14 protein-coding genes are annotated in these 15635 nt (G+C 50.7%); 3 read left to right on the top strand and 11 right to left on the bottom strand.

The window, feature by feature from the left end; all coding sequences use genetic code 11:
• The first annotated feature begins 4 nt into the window (after positions 1 to 4).
• Complete coding sequence (locus ACLO87_RS00605) at positions 5 to 718, top strand: ABC transporter permease (protein WP_135864759.1); 714 nt, start codon at positions 5 to 7, stop codon at positions 716 to 718.
• The gene (locus ACLO87_RS00600) at positions 715 to 1401 is read left to right on the top strand and encodes an ABC transporter permease (RefSeq protein WP_135864761.1); all 687 of its coding nucleotides are present in this window, start codon (positions 715 to 717) and stop codon (positions 1399 to 1401) included. The genes ACLO87_RS00605 and ACLO87_RS00600 overlap by 4 nt, the downstream gene beginning before the upstream one ends.
• A gap of 6 nt (positions 1402 to 1407) precedes the next feature.
• Here the strand turns inward: ACLO87_RS00600 and ACLO87_RS00595 are convergent, their stop codons facing one another.
• Genes ACLO87_RS00595 through ACLO87_RS00585 form a run of 3 tightly spaced genes read right to left on the bottom strand, consistent with a single transcriptional unit; the run spans position 1408 to position 3674 of the window.
• On the bottom strand, positions 1408 to 2376 hold the full coding sequence (locus ACLO87_RS00595) for a pseudouridine synthase (protein ID WP_430222493.1): 969 nt from the start codon (positions 2374 to 2376) through the stop codon (positions 1408 to 1410).
• A 3-nt stretch (positions 2377 to 2379) separates the two neighbouring features.
• Positions 2380 to 3378 carry a TAXI family TRAP transporter solute-binding subunit gene (locus ACLO87_RS00590; RefSeq protein WP_430222492.1) on the bottom strand — a complete coding sequence of 333 codons (999 nt, stop codon included), beginning with the start codon at positions 3376 to 3378 and terminating at the stop codon, positions 2380 to 2382.
• A 5-nt stretch (positions 3379 to 3383) separates the two neighbouring features.
• The gene (locus ACLO87_RS00585; protein ID WP_135864768.1) at positions 3384 to 3674 is read right to left on the bottom strand and encodes an acylphosphatase; all 291 of its coding nucleotides are present in this window, start codon (positions 3672 to 3674) and stop codon (positions 3384 to 3386) included.
• Between the two features lie 171 nt (positions 3675 to 3845).
• Between ACLO87_RS00585 and ACLO87_RS00580 the strand changes: the two genes are divergently transcribed.
• A complete protein-coding gene (locus ACLO87_RS00580) occupies positions 3846 to 5591 on the top strand; it encodes a sensor domain-containing protein (protein ID WP_430222491.1) in 1746 nt (581 codons plus the stop codon).
• Positions 5592 to 5602: 11 nt separating this feature from the next.
• Here ACLO87_RS00580 and rmuC read toward each other — a convergent pair whose 3' ends face one another.
• The 8 genes from rmuC to ACLO87_RS00540 all read right to left on the bottom strand — a co-directional run bounded on the left by rmuC (position 5603) and on the right by ACLO87_RS00540 (position 15632).
• Positions 5603 to 6979: a DNA recombination protein RmuC gene (gene rmuC, locus ACLO87_RS00575; protein ID WP_135865464.1), complete on the bottom strand. Its 1377-nt coding sequence runs from the start codon at positions 6977 to 6979 to the stop codon at positions 5603 to 5605.
• Between the two features lie 2 nt (positions 6980 to 6981).
• Complete coding sequence (locus ACLO87_RS00570) at positions 6982 to 7956, bottom strand: LysR family transcriptional regulator (protein ID WP_135865462.1); 975 nt, start codon at positions 7954 to 7956, stop codon at positions 6982 to 6984.
• Between the two features lie 34 nt (positions 7957 to 7990).
• Positions 7991 to 8821, bottom strand: a complete 831-nt coding sequence (panB, locus tag ACLO87_RS00565; protein ID WP_135865460.1) for a 3-methyl-2-oxobutanoate hydroxymethyltransferase — start codon at positions 8819 to 8821, stop codon at positions 7991 to 7993.
• 195 nt (positions 8822 to 9016) lie between these two features.
• Positions 9017 to 11701: an aconitate hydratase AcnA gene (gene acnA, locus ACLO87_RS00560; protein WP_135865458.1), complete on the bottom strand. Its 2685-nt coding sequence runs from the start codon at positions 11699 to 11701 to the stop codon at positions 9017 to 9019.
• Between the two features lie 523 nt (positions 11702 to 12224).
• Positions 12225 to 13295 carry a YncE family protein gene (locus ACLO87_RS00555; RefSeq protein ID WP_430222490.1) on the bottom strand — a complete coding sequence of 357 codons (1071 nt, stop codon included), beginning with the start codon at positions 13293 to 13295 and terminating at the stop codon, positions 12225 to 12227.
• Between the two features lie 134 nt (positions 13296 to 13429).
• On the bottom strand, positions 13430 to 13729 hold the full coding sequence (locus ACLO87_RS00550; protein ID WP_135865468.1) for a DUF3325 domain-containing protein: 300 nt from the start codon (positions 13727 to 13729) through the stop codon (positions 13430 to 13432).
• Entirely contained in the window at positions 13729 to 15354 is a 1626-nt protein-coding gene (locus ACLO87_RS00545) for a PepSY-associated TM helix domain-containing protein (protein WP_430222489.1), read from the bottom strand. The genes ACLO87_RS00550 and ACLO87_RS00545 overlap by 1 nt, the downstream gene beginning before the upstream one ends.
• Entirely contained in the window at positions 15351 to 15632 is a 282-nt protein-coding gene (locus ACLO87_RS00540; RefSeq protein ID WP_430222488.1) for a DUF3649 domain-containing protein, read from the bottom strand. The genes ACLO87_RS00545 and ACLO87_RS00540 overlap by 4 nt, the downstream gene beginning before the upstream one ends.
• Positions 15633 to 15635: the final 3 nt, after the last annotated feature.

Raw genomic sequence — 15635 nt, 5'->3', positions numbered from 1 at the left:
TACCATGCTGGACACCATGCTGCGCATTTTGCAGGAAGGCTGGGGCACTATGCTAGTACGCGGTGCCATCATGACTGTATTCATTGCCTTTTTTGGCATGTTGTTGGGTACAGTGATAGGCATAGCGGGTGCCAGCATTAAAGTTCGAGGGCCACGGTGGCTAAGTTGGCTGATTAGCCTATACACCACCGTGGTACGCAGTATTCCTGAGCTGCTGATTATCTACCTGCTGTTCTTTGGTAGTATTCAAGCCGTTTCTGATTTGGCTGCTTTCCTACACTGGCAAGAAACCGTTAATAAGTGGTTCCCTGCGTTAGTAGGTATTTTGGCCATAGGCTTAATTGCCGGCTCCTATAGCGTCGAGGTCTTTAGGGGGGCGTTACAAGCCATTCCCGAAGGTCAACTCGAAGCGGCACGCGCCATAGGCATGTCAGCCCGCAAACGCCTATTTCGCATTACTTTGCCGCAAATGTTCTGGTATGCCCTGCCGGGTGCCAACAACGTGTGGCAAACCGCTCTCAAAGACACTGCGCTGATCTCCCTAGTGGGATTGATCGAGCTGATGCGTGCTGCCGTATTGGGTGCAGCCGCTACACGGGAACCCTTAGCGTTATACCTGATGGCCGCTGTACTGTATTTCTTCATTGGTGCAGCAAGCCAAGGCATGTTTGTCTGGGCTGAGCGCCATTTTGGCCGTGGTATGAGGACAGTCGCATGATAGACATGGAACTGTTTGACTACACTGTCACCAATCTGCTGAAAGGCTTTGGTACCACCCTGCAAATTGGGTTGCTTGGTATCGCCTTATCGCTGTTAGTTGGCATGGCACTGGCCTTGATGCGCGTGTCGGGTAACAAGCTTGCTGTGAGTTTTGCCTTTGGCTACAGCACCGTATTCCGTGGTACACCCTTGTTGGTGCAACTGTTTATTCTCTATTACGGTTTGGGCACGCTGGGCTTTATCCGCCACACCCCTGCCCTATGGTGGATATTCAGTGATGGCACTCGCTGTGCCATCTTAGCGATTGCGCTAAACAGTGGTGCCTATATTGGTGAGGTGTTTAGGGGAGGTTTTCAGTCCATCCCTAATGGTCAAATCGAAGCCGCCAAAGCCATAGGCATGCGCCCATTCAAACGCTTCTGTCGGGTAAGCTTTCCTTTAGCCATACGCCAAGCACTGCCTGCTTACAGTAACGAAATCATCCTGGTTATCAAGGGCACCAGCTTAGCGTCCACCATCGCCGTGATGGATTTAACCGGCCATGCCAAACGCTTGATGAATCAAAGCTACGCCATCATTGAAACCTTCATGATTGCGGGTTTGCTGTATCTGGCCATCAACTTCACGCTGCTCGCCATTGTGCATGTCATCGAGCGCTGGCTACACATTGCCAAACGTTAAACACGCTTAGCGCGTGGGTAACGCTTCTAGCTGTCGCAGACTACGGAATTCCCTGTACTCACCATCCACAGGGTCTACAAACGCGATGCGACGGGCCAATAACTGCAACGGCAAACTGAAATCATCTATAGGTCTGGATTGATCCCAGTACGGGTAGTAGCTGTCGTTCAAAATAGGGCTGCCCAGACTACTCATGTGCATACGCAATTGATGCTTACGCCCCGTAGTAGGCTGCAAACGGTAATGGCACCACCACGACTCATCATCCATCTGCCAGCGTGACAGTTCCTCTATGTAGGTCTCACTGTTTGCGTCCAAGTCATCGCGCTCACGCACTAGGAACACCCCTTTCAAGACCTCTATATGGCTGCAATAATGACTGGGCAAGCTGAGCTTTAGCCCTGCGGGTGCGATAGCCTCGTACTCTTTCTGTACGTCACGACTCTGGAATAAGCTTTGGTACAACCCGCGATACTGCGGCTGTACACAAAACAGTAGTACCCCCGCCGTATCCCTATCCAAACGGTGTAGCGGCGTAATATCAGGATTATTAAACTGTGCACGCAAACGCACCAAAGCCGTTTCTTTCAGATAGCTACCAGACGGCGTAGTCGCCAAAAAGTGCGGTTTATCGACAGCGATTAAGCGATCATCCGCATACAGTATAGGCATCTCGAAAGGCACAATCGCCTCATCTGCCACCTCGCGGTAGTACCACAGCCATTGGCCCGGCACATAAGGCGTATCTAATGCTTGTGGTTCGCCGCTATCGTTCACCACATCGCCACGCTCAATACGCTGCTGTAGGGCATCGGGATCCAAGTACTCAAAACGCTGTAGCAAAAACTCACCCAAGGTGAGCCATTCACCCTCAGGTAACCACACTCGACTTGGCGAGACGCCTTCTTTAGTGGGTAAGGGCGCAATAGGTGCGCGACGTCGAGATGCATCGCGCGTAGTGTTCAGGTCCTGCATCACTTAGTTTTTCATCCAGCCCTGTTCGCGGAAATAACGTAATGCGCCTGGATGCACGGGCATGGACAAACCATCTTTAGTCATACGTTGCTTATCCAAATACTCTAACGCGGGATGCAAGCGTTTGAAGTTATCCAAACCACCAAAGATCGCTTTGGTCATGTCATAGACATGCTGTTCGTCTACATCGGCTCGTGTGACTACCGTCGACAATACACCATATGTGGGCACGTTCGTGGGGTTGTTCGTATAGATACCGCCAGGAATATCTACCTTGGCGTAGTAGGGGAAAGTATCTACTAATGTGTCTACCACCTCGCCTGTCAGTGGCACCACTTGCGCTCCACACAACGCAGCCGGATCTTGCACCGAAGCTGAAGGGTGACCCACGCTCAGAATGAAAGCATCGATCCTGCCGCTACATAAGGATTCAGTCAGTTCGTCAGCACGCAGTTCGGTGGTTCTAGCAAAAAACTCATAGTCTGTGCCCATGGCATCCAGCAATTGATCTACCGCAGCACGAGCTACCGACCCAGGGTGACCTATGTTGACGCGCTTACCTTGTAAGTCTTCGAAGCCCTTCGCTTCTAGCTCTTTACGCGCCACAATGGTGACAGACTCGGGGTGCAGTGAAAACATGGCGCGCAATGGCTCATAGGGGCCAACAGCCGCAAACTGAGCATCACCCACATACGCGTGGTTCGCAATATCTGACTGCACCATCGCAAAGTCTAACTCACCAGTTTTCAGGGCATTCATGTTAAATACCGAACCGCCCGTCGCGTCCACTTTGCAGATGTATGGGATTTCGAGTATGGCCCGGCTCAACATCCTGCACATGGCTCCGCCCACAGCGTAATATACGCCCCCAACGCCACCCGCACCTATGCTCACCACTGCCGCTGGTGTGGGCTGTGGTGTGGCCTGCGAAATCGCTGCTGCGCCACTCAGAATTATGGCGAGTCCAAACCTTAAAAAACCGCTACTAAATCGTTGCACCATGATCTTTATCGTATTTGAAAATGCTGGTATCGTCTGTCATCGTATGAACGTATAACCTGTACATGCTCTACTCGCGCGTGCTCCGGGCCTTGGTACAGCCATGACAGTAACCTATCAATTTTGTCCGTCCCACCTTGTAACAGTAGTTCCACTGAACCGTCCGGAGCATTACGAACCCAGCCAGTCAACTTGTGCAAATGTGCATGTCGCGCAGTGGCGGCACGAAAGCCTACGCCTTGCACCTTGCCCGTTACCACTACCTCTACTGTTTCACTATCCAGATCCGACTCAGACATTATCTCTACCCTTTTACTGCGCTTACGGTGATCGCTATTCCTACCACCATTAAACTCATACTTTACAGCGTATTATTATGCTTTAGTAGCGCATCCTGGGCCACTGCAGACGATGCTGCACACTCACATGTCTGGTTCTGGGGAGCTTGCCTAGTTTTAGGCGCTCTCTTTATGCTCAGTACGTTTTTACTGCTGCTACAACACCGCACCTTACGCTGGGCCAAAGCCGAGTCCAATAGCAATCTACAGCTAAAAGGTATTCTGGATAATATCGACGCTCTGATCACCATCAAAGACGCCAACCTGCAATATCTGCATGTGAATAAAAAAGTCTGCGACTTTTTTAACATTAATGCGACACAAGCCCTAGGTAAACGCTTTGATGATATTTATGCTTCGGCGCAAGAGCAAACTAAAAACCGTAAAAGTGATCTACAGGTATTGCTGCACGGCGATCACCTGAGCATGGAAGAGCAGTTTATTAATGCGCACGATAAGCGTATCAGTACCTTCTTGTCGGTGAAGTTTCCGCTACGAGACAAGCACGAGCATATTACTGCTGTCTGCAGCATTTCAACGGATATTACCGCCTACAAAGCCATACGTGATATTAATCATCAGCTGATTTTTTATGATCTGCTGACAGAATTACCGAATAGACGCCTACTGTTGAACCGGTTGGAAAATCTCTTGCTTACTGCCCGCAGAGATCAACAAACCAGTGCTGTTTTGTTCATTGATTTAGACAATTTCAAACACATCAATGATGCCCGTGGTCACCATATAGGTGACGAGCTGCTGAAGAAAGTGGCGCGACGCTTGATGCGTATGATGCGCCAAGACGACTCCGTCGCCCGCATTGGCAGTGATGAGTTTGTGGTCGTGCTCACCCAACTTTCGGCAGACCCCGAGACCTATTACAGCACTACCGAAGAAGTGAGTGCCCGCATACGTCGTGCGCTGGAAGCCCCGTATTTTATTAATGGTCAAGCCTACCTACTCAGCGCTTCTATGGGGGTGGCATTTCTGACGGCTCACAGTATGGGTACGGAAGACGTATTGCGTGAGGCTAACGTTGCCATGCACCGCGCCAAAGATAACGGTAGAAATCAGGTCACCTTTTACGAACCCACCATGACGCAAGAAGCTGAAGACCGCGTCAGCATAGGCCGTGACCTCAGCTACGCCATTGGCTCTGATCAGCTAAAAGCCTATGTGCAGCCTCAATTCAATGCACAACAAGAAACCGTAGGTGTAGAGCTGCTGCTGCGGTGGCATCACCCTGAACGTGGCTGGATTACACCTGAGCGCTTTATTCCTTTGGCAGAAGAAAGTCAGTTGATCTCTAAATTGGGCGACTGGCTACTGGAACAAGCTTGTGCATTACTGTTGGCGTACCCCACACACCACTTCACCGTCTCGGTAAATATCAGCCCATCACAGTTTCGTGACCCCAGCTTATTACAACGCATAGAACGCACGTTGGATACGCACAAAGCCCCTGCCCATAGACTGATCTTTGAAATTACCGAAGGTATGCTGATGCAAGACCCCTACCAAACCACCGCCTTGATGAATAGGCTAGTGCAGCGTGGGATTCGTTTTGCTATCGATGACTTTGGCACTGGTTATTCCAACTTGGCCGCCCTAAAACGCCTGCCTCTGTACGAGTTGAAAATAGACCGCAGCCTCATTAATGATGTAGACACTGACCCTGATAGCGCCGCCATCGTTAGAGCTGTCTTGGCTCTTGGGCAGCAACTGCGTTTGCATATTGTGGCCGAAGGGGTAGAAACCCAAGCACAAGCTAATTTCTTAATTCAGCATCAGTGTTCTGCCTTACAAGGTCACTTGTACGCCGAAGCCATGCCACAAGAACAATGGCGTGAGTTCTTATTCAGTAAACCTCAGCACTAACTCCTGCACCCTTACGGCCTATCATCGCCTTCTGGTGCAGCAGGCTCTGGCTCAATACTGTCTAAACGGTAAAGCTCCACATCATGCTGTTGGCTATCTAAGGCGGGCAGCGTCTTCGTGCTACGCGCGGATAACTCTTTGAAGCGCTGTAACTTGCCATATACGCCTTGTTGTCCTGACAGCGCCGTCACCGTACTGTTGAAATGACCATTCATTTGACGCAAGCTTTCACCCATACGCTTGAACCTATCGGCCAACAACACCACTTGGTCGTGCAAATCGGCAGCGCGTAACCCTAGCTCATGCGCTTGCTCATTACTACGCACAATCATCCACAAATTCGCCACAGTACGCAGTACGGGCAGCAACGTGGCATGAGACACCAGCATCACATGACGTTTCATACCATATTCAAATAGCTCAGGCTGATGACGCATCGCCTCTATGTACGCCCCTTCTATGGGCACGAACATGAACACAAAATCAGGACTGCTCAAGCCAGGTAACTGGTCATAGCGCTTACCCGCCAAATCATCCATGTGATGACGCATCGCTCGCAGCAAGTTATCCATATGTTGGCCACGTTCTGCATCATCTTCTGCACGTACAGCACGCTCGTAGTCCACCAACGAGGTTTTGCTGTCCAACACCATATGACGATTTTCAGGCAGCTTGATTAGGAAGTCTGGGAAGCGCTTATGCCCATATTCTGTTTGCAACGCAGCCTGACTAAGAAAATGCTCACCACTCACCAAACCAGCGGCTTCTAAGGTGCGTTCTAACTGTAACTCGCCCCAAATACCGCTCAGCTTTTTATCCCCTTTCAAGGCCTTGGATAAATGCTTTGCTTCGGACGACATCTGCAAGCCTATATCCAGCACACGCCGAATTTCAGCTTCCAGATTGACCTGTCCTTTAAGCGACTGATCGTGCAATTGGTTAACCCGCTGCTGAAACGACGAAATCTGCTCTCTGAAAGGCTGCAGCAAGGCCTGCAATGCTTGTTGGTTGCTCTGCTGAAAACGTTGACCTTTTTCTTCCAGAATAGTATTCGCCAGATTCTGGAACTCGGTTTGCATCAGTTGCTTGGATTGCTCCAGGTTATGCTCTAACCGTTGATAGGCCTGCTCTTTTTCGTCATGTCTAACTTGCAGCTCAGTGAGCTGTTTGTCTAACTGTCGCGCATCCGACTGGCTTTGCTGCCACTGCGCTTCCAGATACGCTGCCCTATCTAGGCTTTCATCTAGCCTATCTTGTACATGCTGAGTTTGTTGTCTGGCCAAGCGCAAGGCTGTGTGTCGCCCATACAGTAGCAACAGTGCTATCACTAGCCCCACACCCAGTAATGGAGTCCAAAAAGGGGCTAATGTCGCCAACCAACTACTCACGCTTATTCACTCACTGATAATTCAGGAAACGGATCGTGTTCCTGCGGTAACCCACTATCATCACCAATAATGAAGCGAGGCACACTCTCTACTACAAACTGGCGTAGGGCCTCGATCAACACAGGCGCTTCCGCATGCAAAGGTCTATCAGTATGACTGATCACCCCTATCATGGCAGGAATGTAGTTTTGTATTTCTCGCACCACCACACCATCCATGGGGTAGCAGGCTGCCAAATAGGGGTCCAAGATGCCAACGCCCAACCCCACCCGTACCATACTCAATACGTTGACCGAGCTTGCGGTTTCAATACGGCGCAGTTCGTTAGGATTCGCATGAGCGCGCATCAATGCCGTAGCTTGTCGGTAACGCATACGATAGCGATGGAACACAGAGACCACCATTTGATCTTCAATGGTGGATAAATCAATCACTTCGTGGTCCGCTAGATCATGCCCCTCTGGCAATGCCAGCATATAAGGGGCTTGCCCCGACCAATGCAAACGGTTGGTGCCCAAATCTACCGGTAGACTAGTCAGCCCTATATCGACTTTGCCTTCGCTGACCTGTTTAATCACTTCATCAGGCAACAAACTATCTATAAATAGTTTTTGCTGAAAGAAAGGTTGTTGTTGCTCTAATAAGGCAATAACTTGAGGCAGCACACTCAGCGACAGGGACGGTGTAGCCGCCACCCGTAACGGACGGCTTAGCCCTTGTGCAATATCTCGTGCCCTAGCGTCTAACACTTCCAGACCTGCTAGGATTGGCCTTACTTCTTCATAGAACTCCCTGCCCTTTTCCGTCAGTTTGACGTGGGGACGGGTACGATGAAACAAGGTAAAACCCAGTCTTTGCTCTAAGTCTTGAATCTGACGGCTAACTACCGGCTGCGAACGCTCTAAGAGACGCCCCGCAGCCGTGACACTACCCGCCGTCAAAACCGCGGCAAAAGCCTCCAGTTGACGTATTTCCATGCGTTGATTGTCTCACCCTGACGGGTGATCATAGTTATTCAGCGTTACGTTTCACGCCAAAGCAATTTTCCAGCCCAGGGAAGCTGCCATTACGTACAGAATCTGCGTAGGCTGCTGCTGCGCCACGAATTACCGCACCCGCATCAGCGAATGTTTTGGCAAAACGCGGAATATGCCCATCACCTAAGCCCAGAATATCTTCCGTTACCAGAATCTGGCCATCACATGCTGGTGACGCGCCAATCCCAATAGTAGGAATGCGTAGATCTTCTGTCAGGCGACGCCCCAATGCTTCGGCCACCCCTTCCAACACTACCGCAAAAGCACCTGCTGATTGATGGGCCAACGCGTCGTTATAAATACGCTGCGCAGCGGTATCACTCATACCTTGAGCCTTGAAACCACCCATTGTATTGACGTATTGCGGCATCAAGCCCACGTGCGACAACACAGGAATGCCCCGCTCCACTAAAAAGCGAGTGGTTTCGGCCAATGCTTCTCCACCTTCCATTTTAACCGCGGATGCACCGCTATGTGCCAACATATATGCCGCGTTGCGGAATGCCTGTTCCGGCGACTCTTGGTACGAACCAAAAGGCATGTCTACCACCACACATGCATGTGAAGTGGAACGTACCACCGCACGTGCATGGGCAGTCATCTGCTCAACGGTAATGCTTAGGGTGTCATCCATGGCGTAGCCAACCATCGCTGTGGAATCCCCCACTAGGATCATATCCATGTAAGGGTCTAGCTGTCGGGCTATAGGCGCAATATAAGCTGTTAGTGAAACTAGCTTCTGGCCTCCTTTGCAAGCCATTAGTTCGGGAACTGTACGACGCTTAATTTGGCTGTGTACACTCATGAATAACTCCTGTTGACTACATGTTTCTTGTTAATAGTGCCGATGCAAACCAGCTTCTGGTTTCGGCAAACAGTGCCATATTTCCGAAGAAATATGGCACTGCACAATACAAACCATAGCACCAAATTTGCAATACGACACGCACTCTCTACATCATGGGTGCCATGGTTAATCTCAGTCGCTCATATCCAACATTCACAGCAGACTGCGCAATACAAACTGCATAATCCCACCGTGACGGTAGTAGTCTGCCTCGGTAGGCGTATCAATACGTACGACTGCTTCAAATTTCACGTTACCGGCTTCTACATGTACAGTTTTAGGAATACCCCCAGCATTCAAGGCTTTTACGCCTGTAATGCTGAACACTTCCTCGCCGGTTAACCCCAGTGATGTCGCTGTGAGACCCGCAGGGAACTGCAGTGGCAACACACCCATGCCAATCAGGTTAGAGCGGTGAATACGTTCGTAAGACTCGGCAATCACTGCACGCACACCTAGCAGCGCTGTGCCTTTAGCCGCCCAGTCACGAGAAGACCCTGAGCCATACTCTTTACCTGCCAAAATCACCAATGGGGTTTTAGCCGCCAAGTAGTGTTTAGAAGCTTCATAAATCGTGCAAACAGGGGCACCTGTTTGGGTGAAGTCACGGGTAAAGCCCCCCTCTGTACCGGGAGCAAGCTGGTTACGCAGACGCACGTTAGCAAACGTACCGCGAATCATCACTTCGTGGTTCCCCCTGCGTGAGCCATACGAGTTGAAGTCAGGCTGTGTCACACCATGCTCAAGCAAGTACTCACCTGCTGGCGTCGTTTTGCTGATATTACCAGCTGGACTAATGTGGTCAGTCGTAACAGAGTCACCCAACATCGCCAACACTCGAGCACCCTGAATATCCTGCACCGGTAGCGGTGTTTTAGGCATGTCCTCAAAGTACGGTGGGTTACGCACATACGTAGACTGTGGATTCCACTCAAACTGTTTAGTTTTAGGCGTAGGGAGATTGCGCCAGCGCTCGTCACCCGCAAAGACATCGGCATAGCCTTTACGGTACATATCGGTAGCAATCACCGCGCTGACTACCTCTTGAATTTCTGCCGTGCTTGGCCAGATATCTTTGAGGTAAACCGGATTACCCGCTTTATCTACTGCGAGTACATCGTTCATCAAGTCGATGTTCATCGTACCCGCAATCGCGTAAGCCACTACCAGAGGAGGCGACATCAGGTAGTTCATTTTCACATCGGGGTGAATACGGCCCTCGAAGTTACGATTACCTGACAATACCGACACGACGGTTAAATCTTGCTCGTTTACCGCCGCACTAACTTCAGGAATCAGCGGCCCCGAGTTACCAATACATGTAGTACAGCCGTAACCCACCAAGTTAAAGCCCAAGGCATCTAGGGGGTCTGTCAGTTTGGCTTTATCGAGGTAATCCGTCACCACCCTAGAGCCAGGGGCCAAACTGGTTTTCACCCATGGTTTACGTGTAATGCCCAACGCATGCGCTTTCTTGGCGACCAAACCGGCGGCCACCATCACACTGGGGTTAGACGTGTTGGTACATGACGTGATTGCGGCAATAACCACCGCACCATCATCCAACGTAAACGACTGACCATCGGCTAGCTTGACGTTGGCATGGCGTGGTTCTACGGCCTGATTTCTGGACTCATACAGTGCCGTCAAATCTTTGTGGAAGGCTGGTTTTACGTTACTGAGAACAATACGGTCTTGCGGACGTTTAGGGCCAGCAATGGATGGTACCACTGTGGACAAGTCTAGCTCTAGGCGTTCTGAGTAACGGGGTTCGTGCTGTGGATCGTGCCACAAACCTTGTGCCTGTGCATAGGCTTTTACCAGTTCAATCTGCTCAGCCGAACGACCTGTTAACGCCATGTATTGCAGTGTGACGTCATCAATAGGGAACATAGAAACGGTAGAGCCGTATTCGGGGCTCATGTTCCCAATCGTGGCACGGTTAGCCAACGGCACAGCCCCGACGCCAGAGCCGTAAAACTCTACAAACTTACCCACCACGCCATGCTTACGCAACATATCGGTAATAGTCAGCACCAAGTCGGTGGCGGTCACGCCATCTTTTAATTGACCCGTTAGTTTAAAGCCCACCACACGCGGAATCAGCATGGAAATAGGCTGGCCCAACATGGCGGCCTCGGCCTCAATACCACCCACACCCCATGCCAACACACCCAGACCGTTCACCATTGGGGTGTGCGAGTCCGTGCCCACACAGGTGTCGGGATACGCTTCATTCACGCCATCTTCGGTACGGCTAAACACCACGCGCGATAAGTGCTCCAAGTTAACTTGGTGCACAATACCGGTGCCTGGAGGCACTACCCTGAAATTATCAAAGGCGCTTTGTCCCCAACGCAGGAACTCGTAGCGCTCAAGGTTACGGTGGTATTCAATTTCTACGTTGCGTCGGAAAGAATCATTGTGAGCAAAGTCGTCCACAATCACCGAGTGGTCAATCACCAGTTCTACGGGCACCAACGGATTAATACGTGTGGCACTACCGCCTAAGGCCGACATCGCTTCGCGCATCGCAGCCAAATCCACCACAGCAGGCACACCGGTAAAGTCTTGCAGCACGACGCGAGCAGGGCTAAATGCAATCTCTTTATCAGGCTCGGCACTGGGATCCCAACCCGCTAACGCCAGAATGTCTTCTGCTCGTACATTCACACCATCTTCGGTACGCAACAGGTTTTCCAACAAAACCTTTAGACCATAAGGTAAGGTCTTGACGTCAAGATCCTCACCCTGCACGGCATCAAGTCGGTATATACGATAGTCCTGATCATTTACACGCAACGAGGCTTGCGCGCCAAAGCTGTTCACGTTACTCATACCGCATCTCCAATTCCTGGTTACACACTATTGGAAACCCTGAAATGTTCTGCTGCATAACACCACAACCGTAGTCGTTCAGGGTATGGTGATACCCAGAACCTGCAGGGCCAGCATATGGCCACTGTTACTGCCGTGAGAACAACTGCATACTGCACGCACGTAATGCCACATCATGCTTGTTCAGACATAACAGAATCATCGCCACACGCTACAAAATCTAGCTTGGACTACATCCCAACACGGTTGTTACCCTACAGCCGTTTATGGATGCATAACACCAAGCTCTTCCTACATAGTTTATAGAAAAAACCGTAGTCTGCCCAAATGCCGTACGCAAATATATGGGTTCTGACGGATAGATGACGTGGAAACTATTATTTTTTAATACAACACGTTAGCGATCACACCCCGCCTAAAAAATAAGCGCTACACCCCTTGCCACTATCAGGGTATAGCGCTTGCTCTGCCATTTCCTACTCAAGTGCCGTCACACTGAGCAAGACATGCAAAGTCTATAAAGTTACTCAAATGTCAGCTTAGCTACGCTTTCATTGCTGCCTTTGCCTGCTTGCTCACCGTTTTTAATACTGACGTATACCGCACCAGTTTGAGGATCCAAACGTGGGGTGTTCGGGAAGTCAGGTACAGCCACACTGTACAACTCACGGTCATTGTCGTTACGGTCGTAAACCGTCACCGTGCCAGACACGCGGTTAGTCACGTACAAACGACCACGCTCTTCATCCAGCACCAAGTTTACTGGGCCAGTACCGGTAGGAATGCTCTTCTCTACTTCACCTGTAGCTGGGTTAATCACCACGACGCGATTACCCGTACCACGAGGTTTGTAATCCAGCTTAGCCAGATTCGCACGCACGCCATCTACGTTGGCACCACCTTGGTCAATCGCCAAAATACGGCCTGCCTTGTTATCAAAAACCATGTTCAACAACTGGTCAGCCTGCACTTCCATCACACGATCCAGCTCTAAGGTTTTGGCATCCACCACAAACACTTGACCTTGCATGTTGGCGACATAAACTTTGCCCAGTTTAGGGTCCATCGTCACGCCCGCTGCACCAAAGCCAAAGCCTGGCATTACTTTTTCTACTGCCAAAGTTTTGAGGTTCACCACGTACAACGAACTGTCATCAATCCAAATACCTGGTGCGAACAAACGACCTGTGGTGTTATCTACCAGCAGTTCACGCAGGTTGTGTGGATAACGTACGGTAGGTTTGCCATCAAAGCCCAAGGCATTCACTTTTTCAGCCAGCTTGGCCACACCCACTACATGGTTGGTGCGAGTATCAATTACCGTTACAGCAGCATCAAAAGCATTGCCTACGTATAAGCGGTTATTGTCATCATCAAGGGTGACGCCCAAACCGGGGAAATCCAACGCAATTTCAGCCTCAACCGCCAACGTATCCGGATTCAGACGGAAAATCTTTGGAGTAGCTGTACCTTCGCCCTGACTACCCACCGATGCTACAAACACCGCGCGCTGTTTAGGGGAATAGGCCAATTCATATAACGCTGGTGCAATGGCTGCACGCACCACTTTAGGGGCTGCTACTTCTGCCGTCATGGCACTTCCTTGTACTGAGGTCGCGCGAAGGTCTTTGGACCCTGCGCATCCTGCTATTAATGCTGCTACCACTACTGTAGATATCATTGCTACTTTCATATGTACCTCGTTGTGTTGTTATGTCATCTCACTGATCAACGCCGCTTCCAACGCGCAATCAGTACAAAAAAATACAGAACCAGACCGGCGGCAATGCTGGTGTGTCCGCTATACGCCGCTAAGCCTTTACCCCATCCCAACTGCTGTACAGCCACTACCGCTGCTACACCTAGTAGCAGCCAGCCTAGCACCCGCATGGTGTAGGTAAAACGTGGCGCCATTTCCCGATCAAACACATCTTCCTGATGCCGGATCATTGCCAACGCCAAACCCATGAATCCACACCATGACAACAACAGCACTGCAATGTGCGTACCCCACCATGCCTGACTCATCATGACTCCTGCGTGGTTAATGCTGGCGCGGCCACAGGCGGCCGTTTTTTCACAGCAGGACGCGGGCGGGGTGGTTGATGCTTGGCTACCCGCCATGCCATCGCCGCATGCACAATCGCCAATAACCACAGGCTTAAGTCAAAGCTCAAAAACAACCAACCTGCTTGCGCTAAGCTAGATTGCATGCCCTGCCCCAGCCCCAACATATTCGCGATAGGAAGCAAAAAGCACAGCCCTGCGGCCATCGCCAGCAACTCAACCCAAGCACGCTTAGCTGGCCGCACTAAAGCCCAGACCAAGGTTGCCAGCCATACCAAGAAGAACCCATGTATTTCCCACTGCGCTCGTTCTAGCATCTCTACAGGCAACCAACGGTTAAGCCAGAAAAAAGCCACCATGGCAACCGATAACCCAGCAATAGAGGCAATATTGAGCCGTTCTACCAACCTAAAGCCAAAATATGGTTTTTCTGGATCAGGCAATTTGCTGCGACGTTTTACTGTCCACAACACGAGTCCGGACCCCACCATTGCTGTACCCACCAAGCCAACAATGAAATACAACCATCGCGTTTCGATGTCAGCAAACCGCCCTAAGTGCAGGCCATAAAGCACGCCCTGCGTTGTCGCCACAGCACCGGAGCCATCTTTGGTATGCAACAGCTCACCCGTCACGCCATCAAAGACCACATACTTAGGTGTGGTAGACACTTGTGCTGTCTGACTTTGCACCATAGACACGCGAGCATTGGCATCATTAATGTTGCTCACTTGCACGCTACCTACGGTGGATTGCCCCCATCGTTGCTCGGCTTGCTCAACCAATGGTGCTAATGCCACTAAGGTTGCGGGTACACCAGCAGGCTTCGGTGCAGTTGGTTGCATAAAACGCATCTCACTGGTAACCGCTGCTTTATCGGCTGGAGTGGGTAAGCTTTGCAGCCCCCACGGCATATACAGCACCATCAGAGTGACTAAGCCACTCCACGTAATCATGAAGTGAAATGGCAGCCCAAATACCGATAAAGCTGCATGCGCATCCAACCACGAACGCTGGCCTTTTCTGCGTCTAAAGGTGAAGAAATCTGTGAAGATTTTCTTGTGTGTAATCACTCCACTAATGATGGCCACCAGCATGAACATGGCACAAAAACCAATAATCCATCTGGCCCATAAGCCCGACATATAGTGGAAGTTGAAGTGAAAGGCGTAGAAGAAATCCCCGCCACGCGTTGCTCTAGCGCTGACTTCTTGCCCACTTATAGGGTCCAACGTGACGCTTTTGAACCCGCGCCCACCGGCTTGTGGATCCCGCCACGATGCTGTGATCGTAGGCTTACGCTCTGTGGGCAGCTGAATGCTGACTTGAGTGAGCTCAGGTTGTTGTTCACGTATGCGATCTACCGTGCGCTGCACTAATGCAGGCACATCGCCGGCTTGGTGCTGTACAGCTAATTCAGGCCGCATGTATTGCGAAATTTCTTCACGGAAAAATGAAGCTGTACCGGTTAGAAATACGGCATAGAGCACCCATCCCACCAATAACCCTGTCCAAATATGCAAATCAGACATGGTTTGGCGAATACCACGCGGTTTGGGCAGTACTTTTTTGATGACATCGCTCATAGCATTGCCTTCAAATCAGGCCAATTTGCCATAGGCCACAGCACTGCCGCCGGAACAATCACTCCCAACCATGCGCGTTTTGCTGAACGTACGGCAAACACCCAAATCACTACTGCCGCATACACTAAAAAGCTATACAACATGCCAAACATAGCCGCCTCGGCAGGCTCTTGTGGCAAACGCAGCATGGCAATAGAAAACAAAGCAGCCACCACATATCCTCCTATGATGGCTGCCACACACCGCGACATCAGCGGCAAATAACGCAATGCTTGCATGCC

Origin of the sequence: Paenalcaligenes sp. Me52, assembly GCF_050487965.1 — a bacterium.
In the GTDB taxonomy this organism is placed as follows: Bacteria; Pseudomonadota; Gammaproteobacteria; order Burkholderiales; family Burkholderiaceae_B; genus Paenalcaligenes.
This window is presented reverse-complemented; position numbering and strand designations above follow the sequence as displayed.

Coding starts and splice junctions, on each gene's coding strand:
- ACLO87_RS00605 (WP_135864759.1), top strand. CDS start 5: ATGCTGGACACCATGCTGCGCATTTTGCAGGAAGGCTGGGGCACTATG.
- ACLO87_RS00600 (WP_135864761.1), top strand. CDS start 715: ATGATAGACATGGAACTGTTTGACTACACTGTCACCAATCTGCTGAAA.
- ACLO87_RS00595 (WP_430222493.1), bottom strand. CDS start 2,376: ATGCAGGACCTGAACACTACGCGCGATGCATCTCGACGTCGCGCACCT.
- ACLO87_RS00590 (WP_430222492.1), bottom strand. CDS start 3,378: ATGGTGCAACGATTTAGTAGCGGTTTTTTAAGGTTTGGACTCGCCATA.
- ACLO87_RS00585 (WP_135864768.1), bottom strand. CDS start 3,674: ATGTCTGAGTCGGATCTGGATAGTGAAACAGTAGAGGTAGTGGTAACG.
- ACLO87_RS00580 (WP_430222491.1), top strand. CDS start 3,846: ATGCTCAGTACGTTTTTACTGCTGCTACAACACCGCACCTTACGCTGG.
- ACLO87_RS00570 (WP_135865462.1), bottom strand. CDS start 7,956: ATGGAAATACGTCAACTGGAGGCTTTTGCCGCGGTTTTGACGGCGGGT.
- panB (WP_135865460.1), bottom strand. CDS start 8,821: ATGAGTGTACACAGCCAAATTAAGCGTCGTACAGTTCCCGAACTAATG.
- acnA (WP_135865458.1), bottom strand. CDS start 11,701: ATGAGTAACGTGAACAGCTTTGGCGCGCAAGCCTCGTTGCGTGTAAAT.
- ACLO87_RS00555 (WP_430222490.1), bottom strand. CDS start 13,295: ATGACGGCAGAAGTAGCAGCCCCTAAAGTGGTGCGTGCAGCCATTGCA.
- ACLO87_RS00550 (WP_135865468.1), bottom strand. CDS start 13,729: ATGAGTCAGGCATGGTGGGGTACGCACATTGCAGTGCTGTTGTTGTCA.
- ACLO87_RS00545 (WP_430222489.1), bottom strand. CDS start 15,354: ATGAGCGATGTCATCAAAAAAGTACTGCCCAAACCGCGTGGTATTCGC.
- ACLO87_RS00540 (WP_430222488.1), bottom strand. CDS start 15,632: ATGCAAGCATTGCGTTATTTGCCGCTGATGTCGCGGTGTGTGGCAGCC.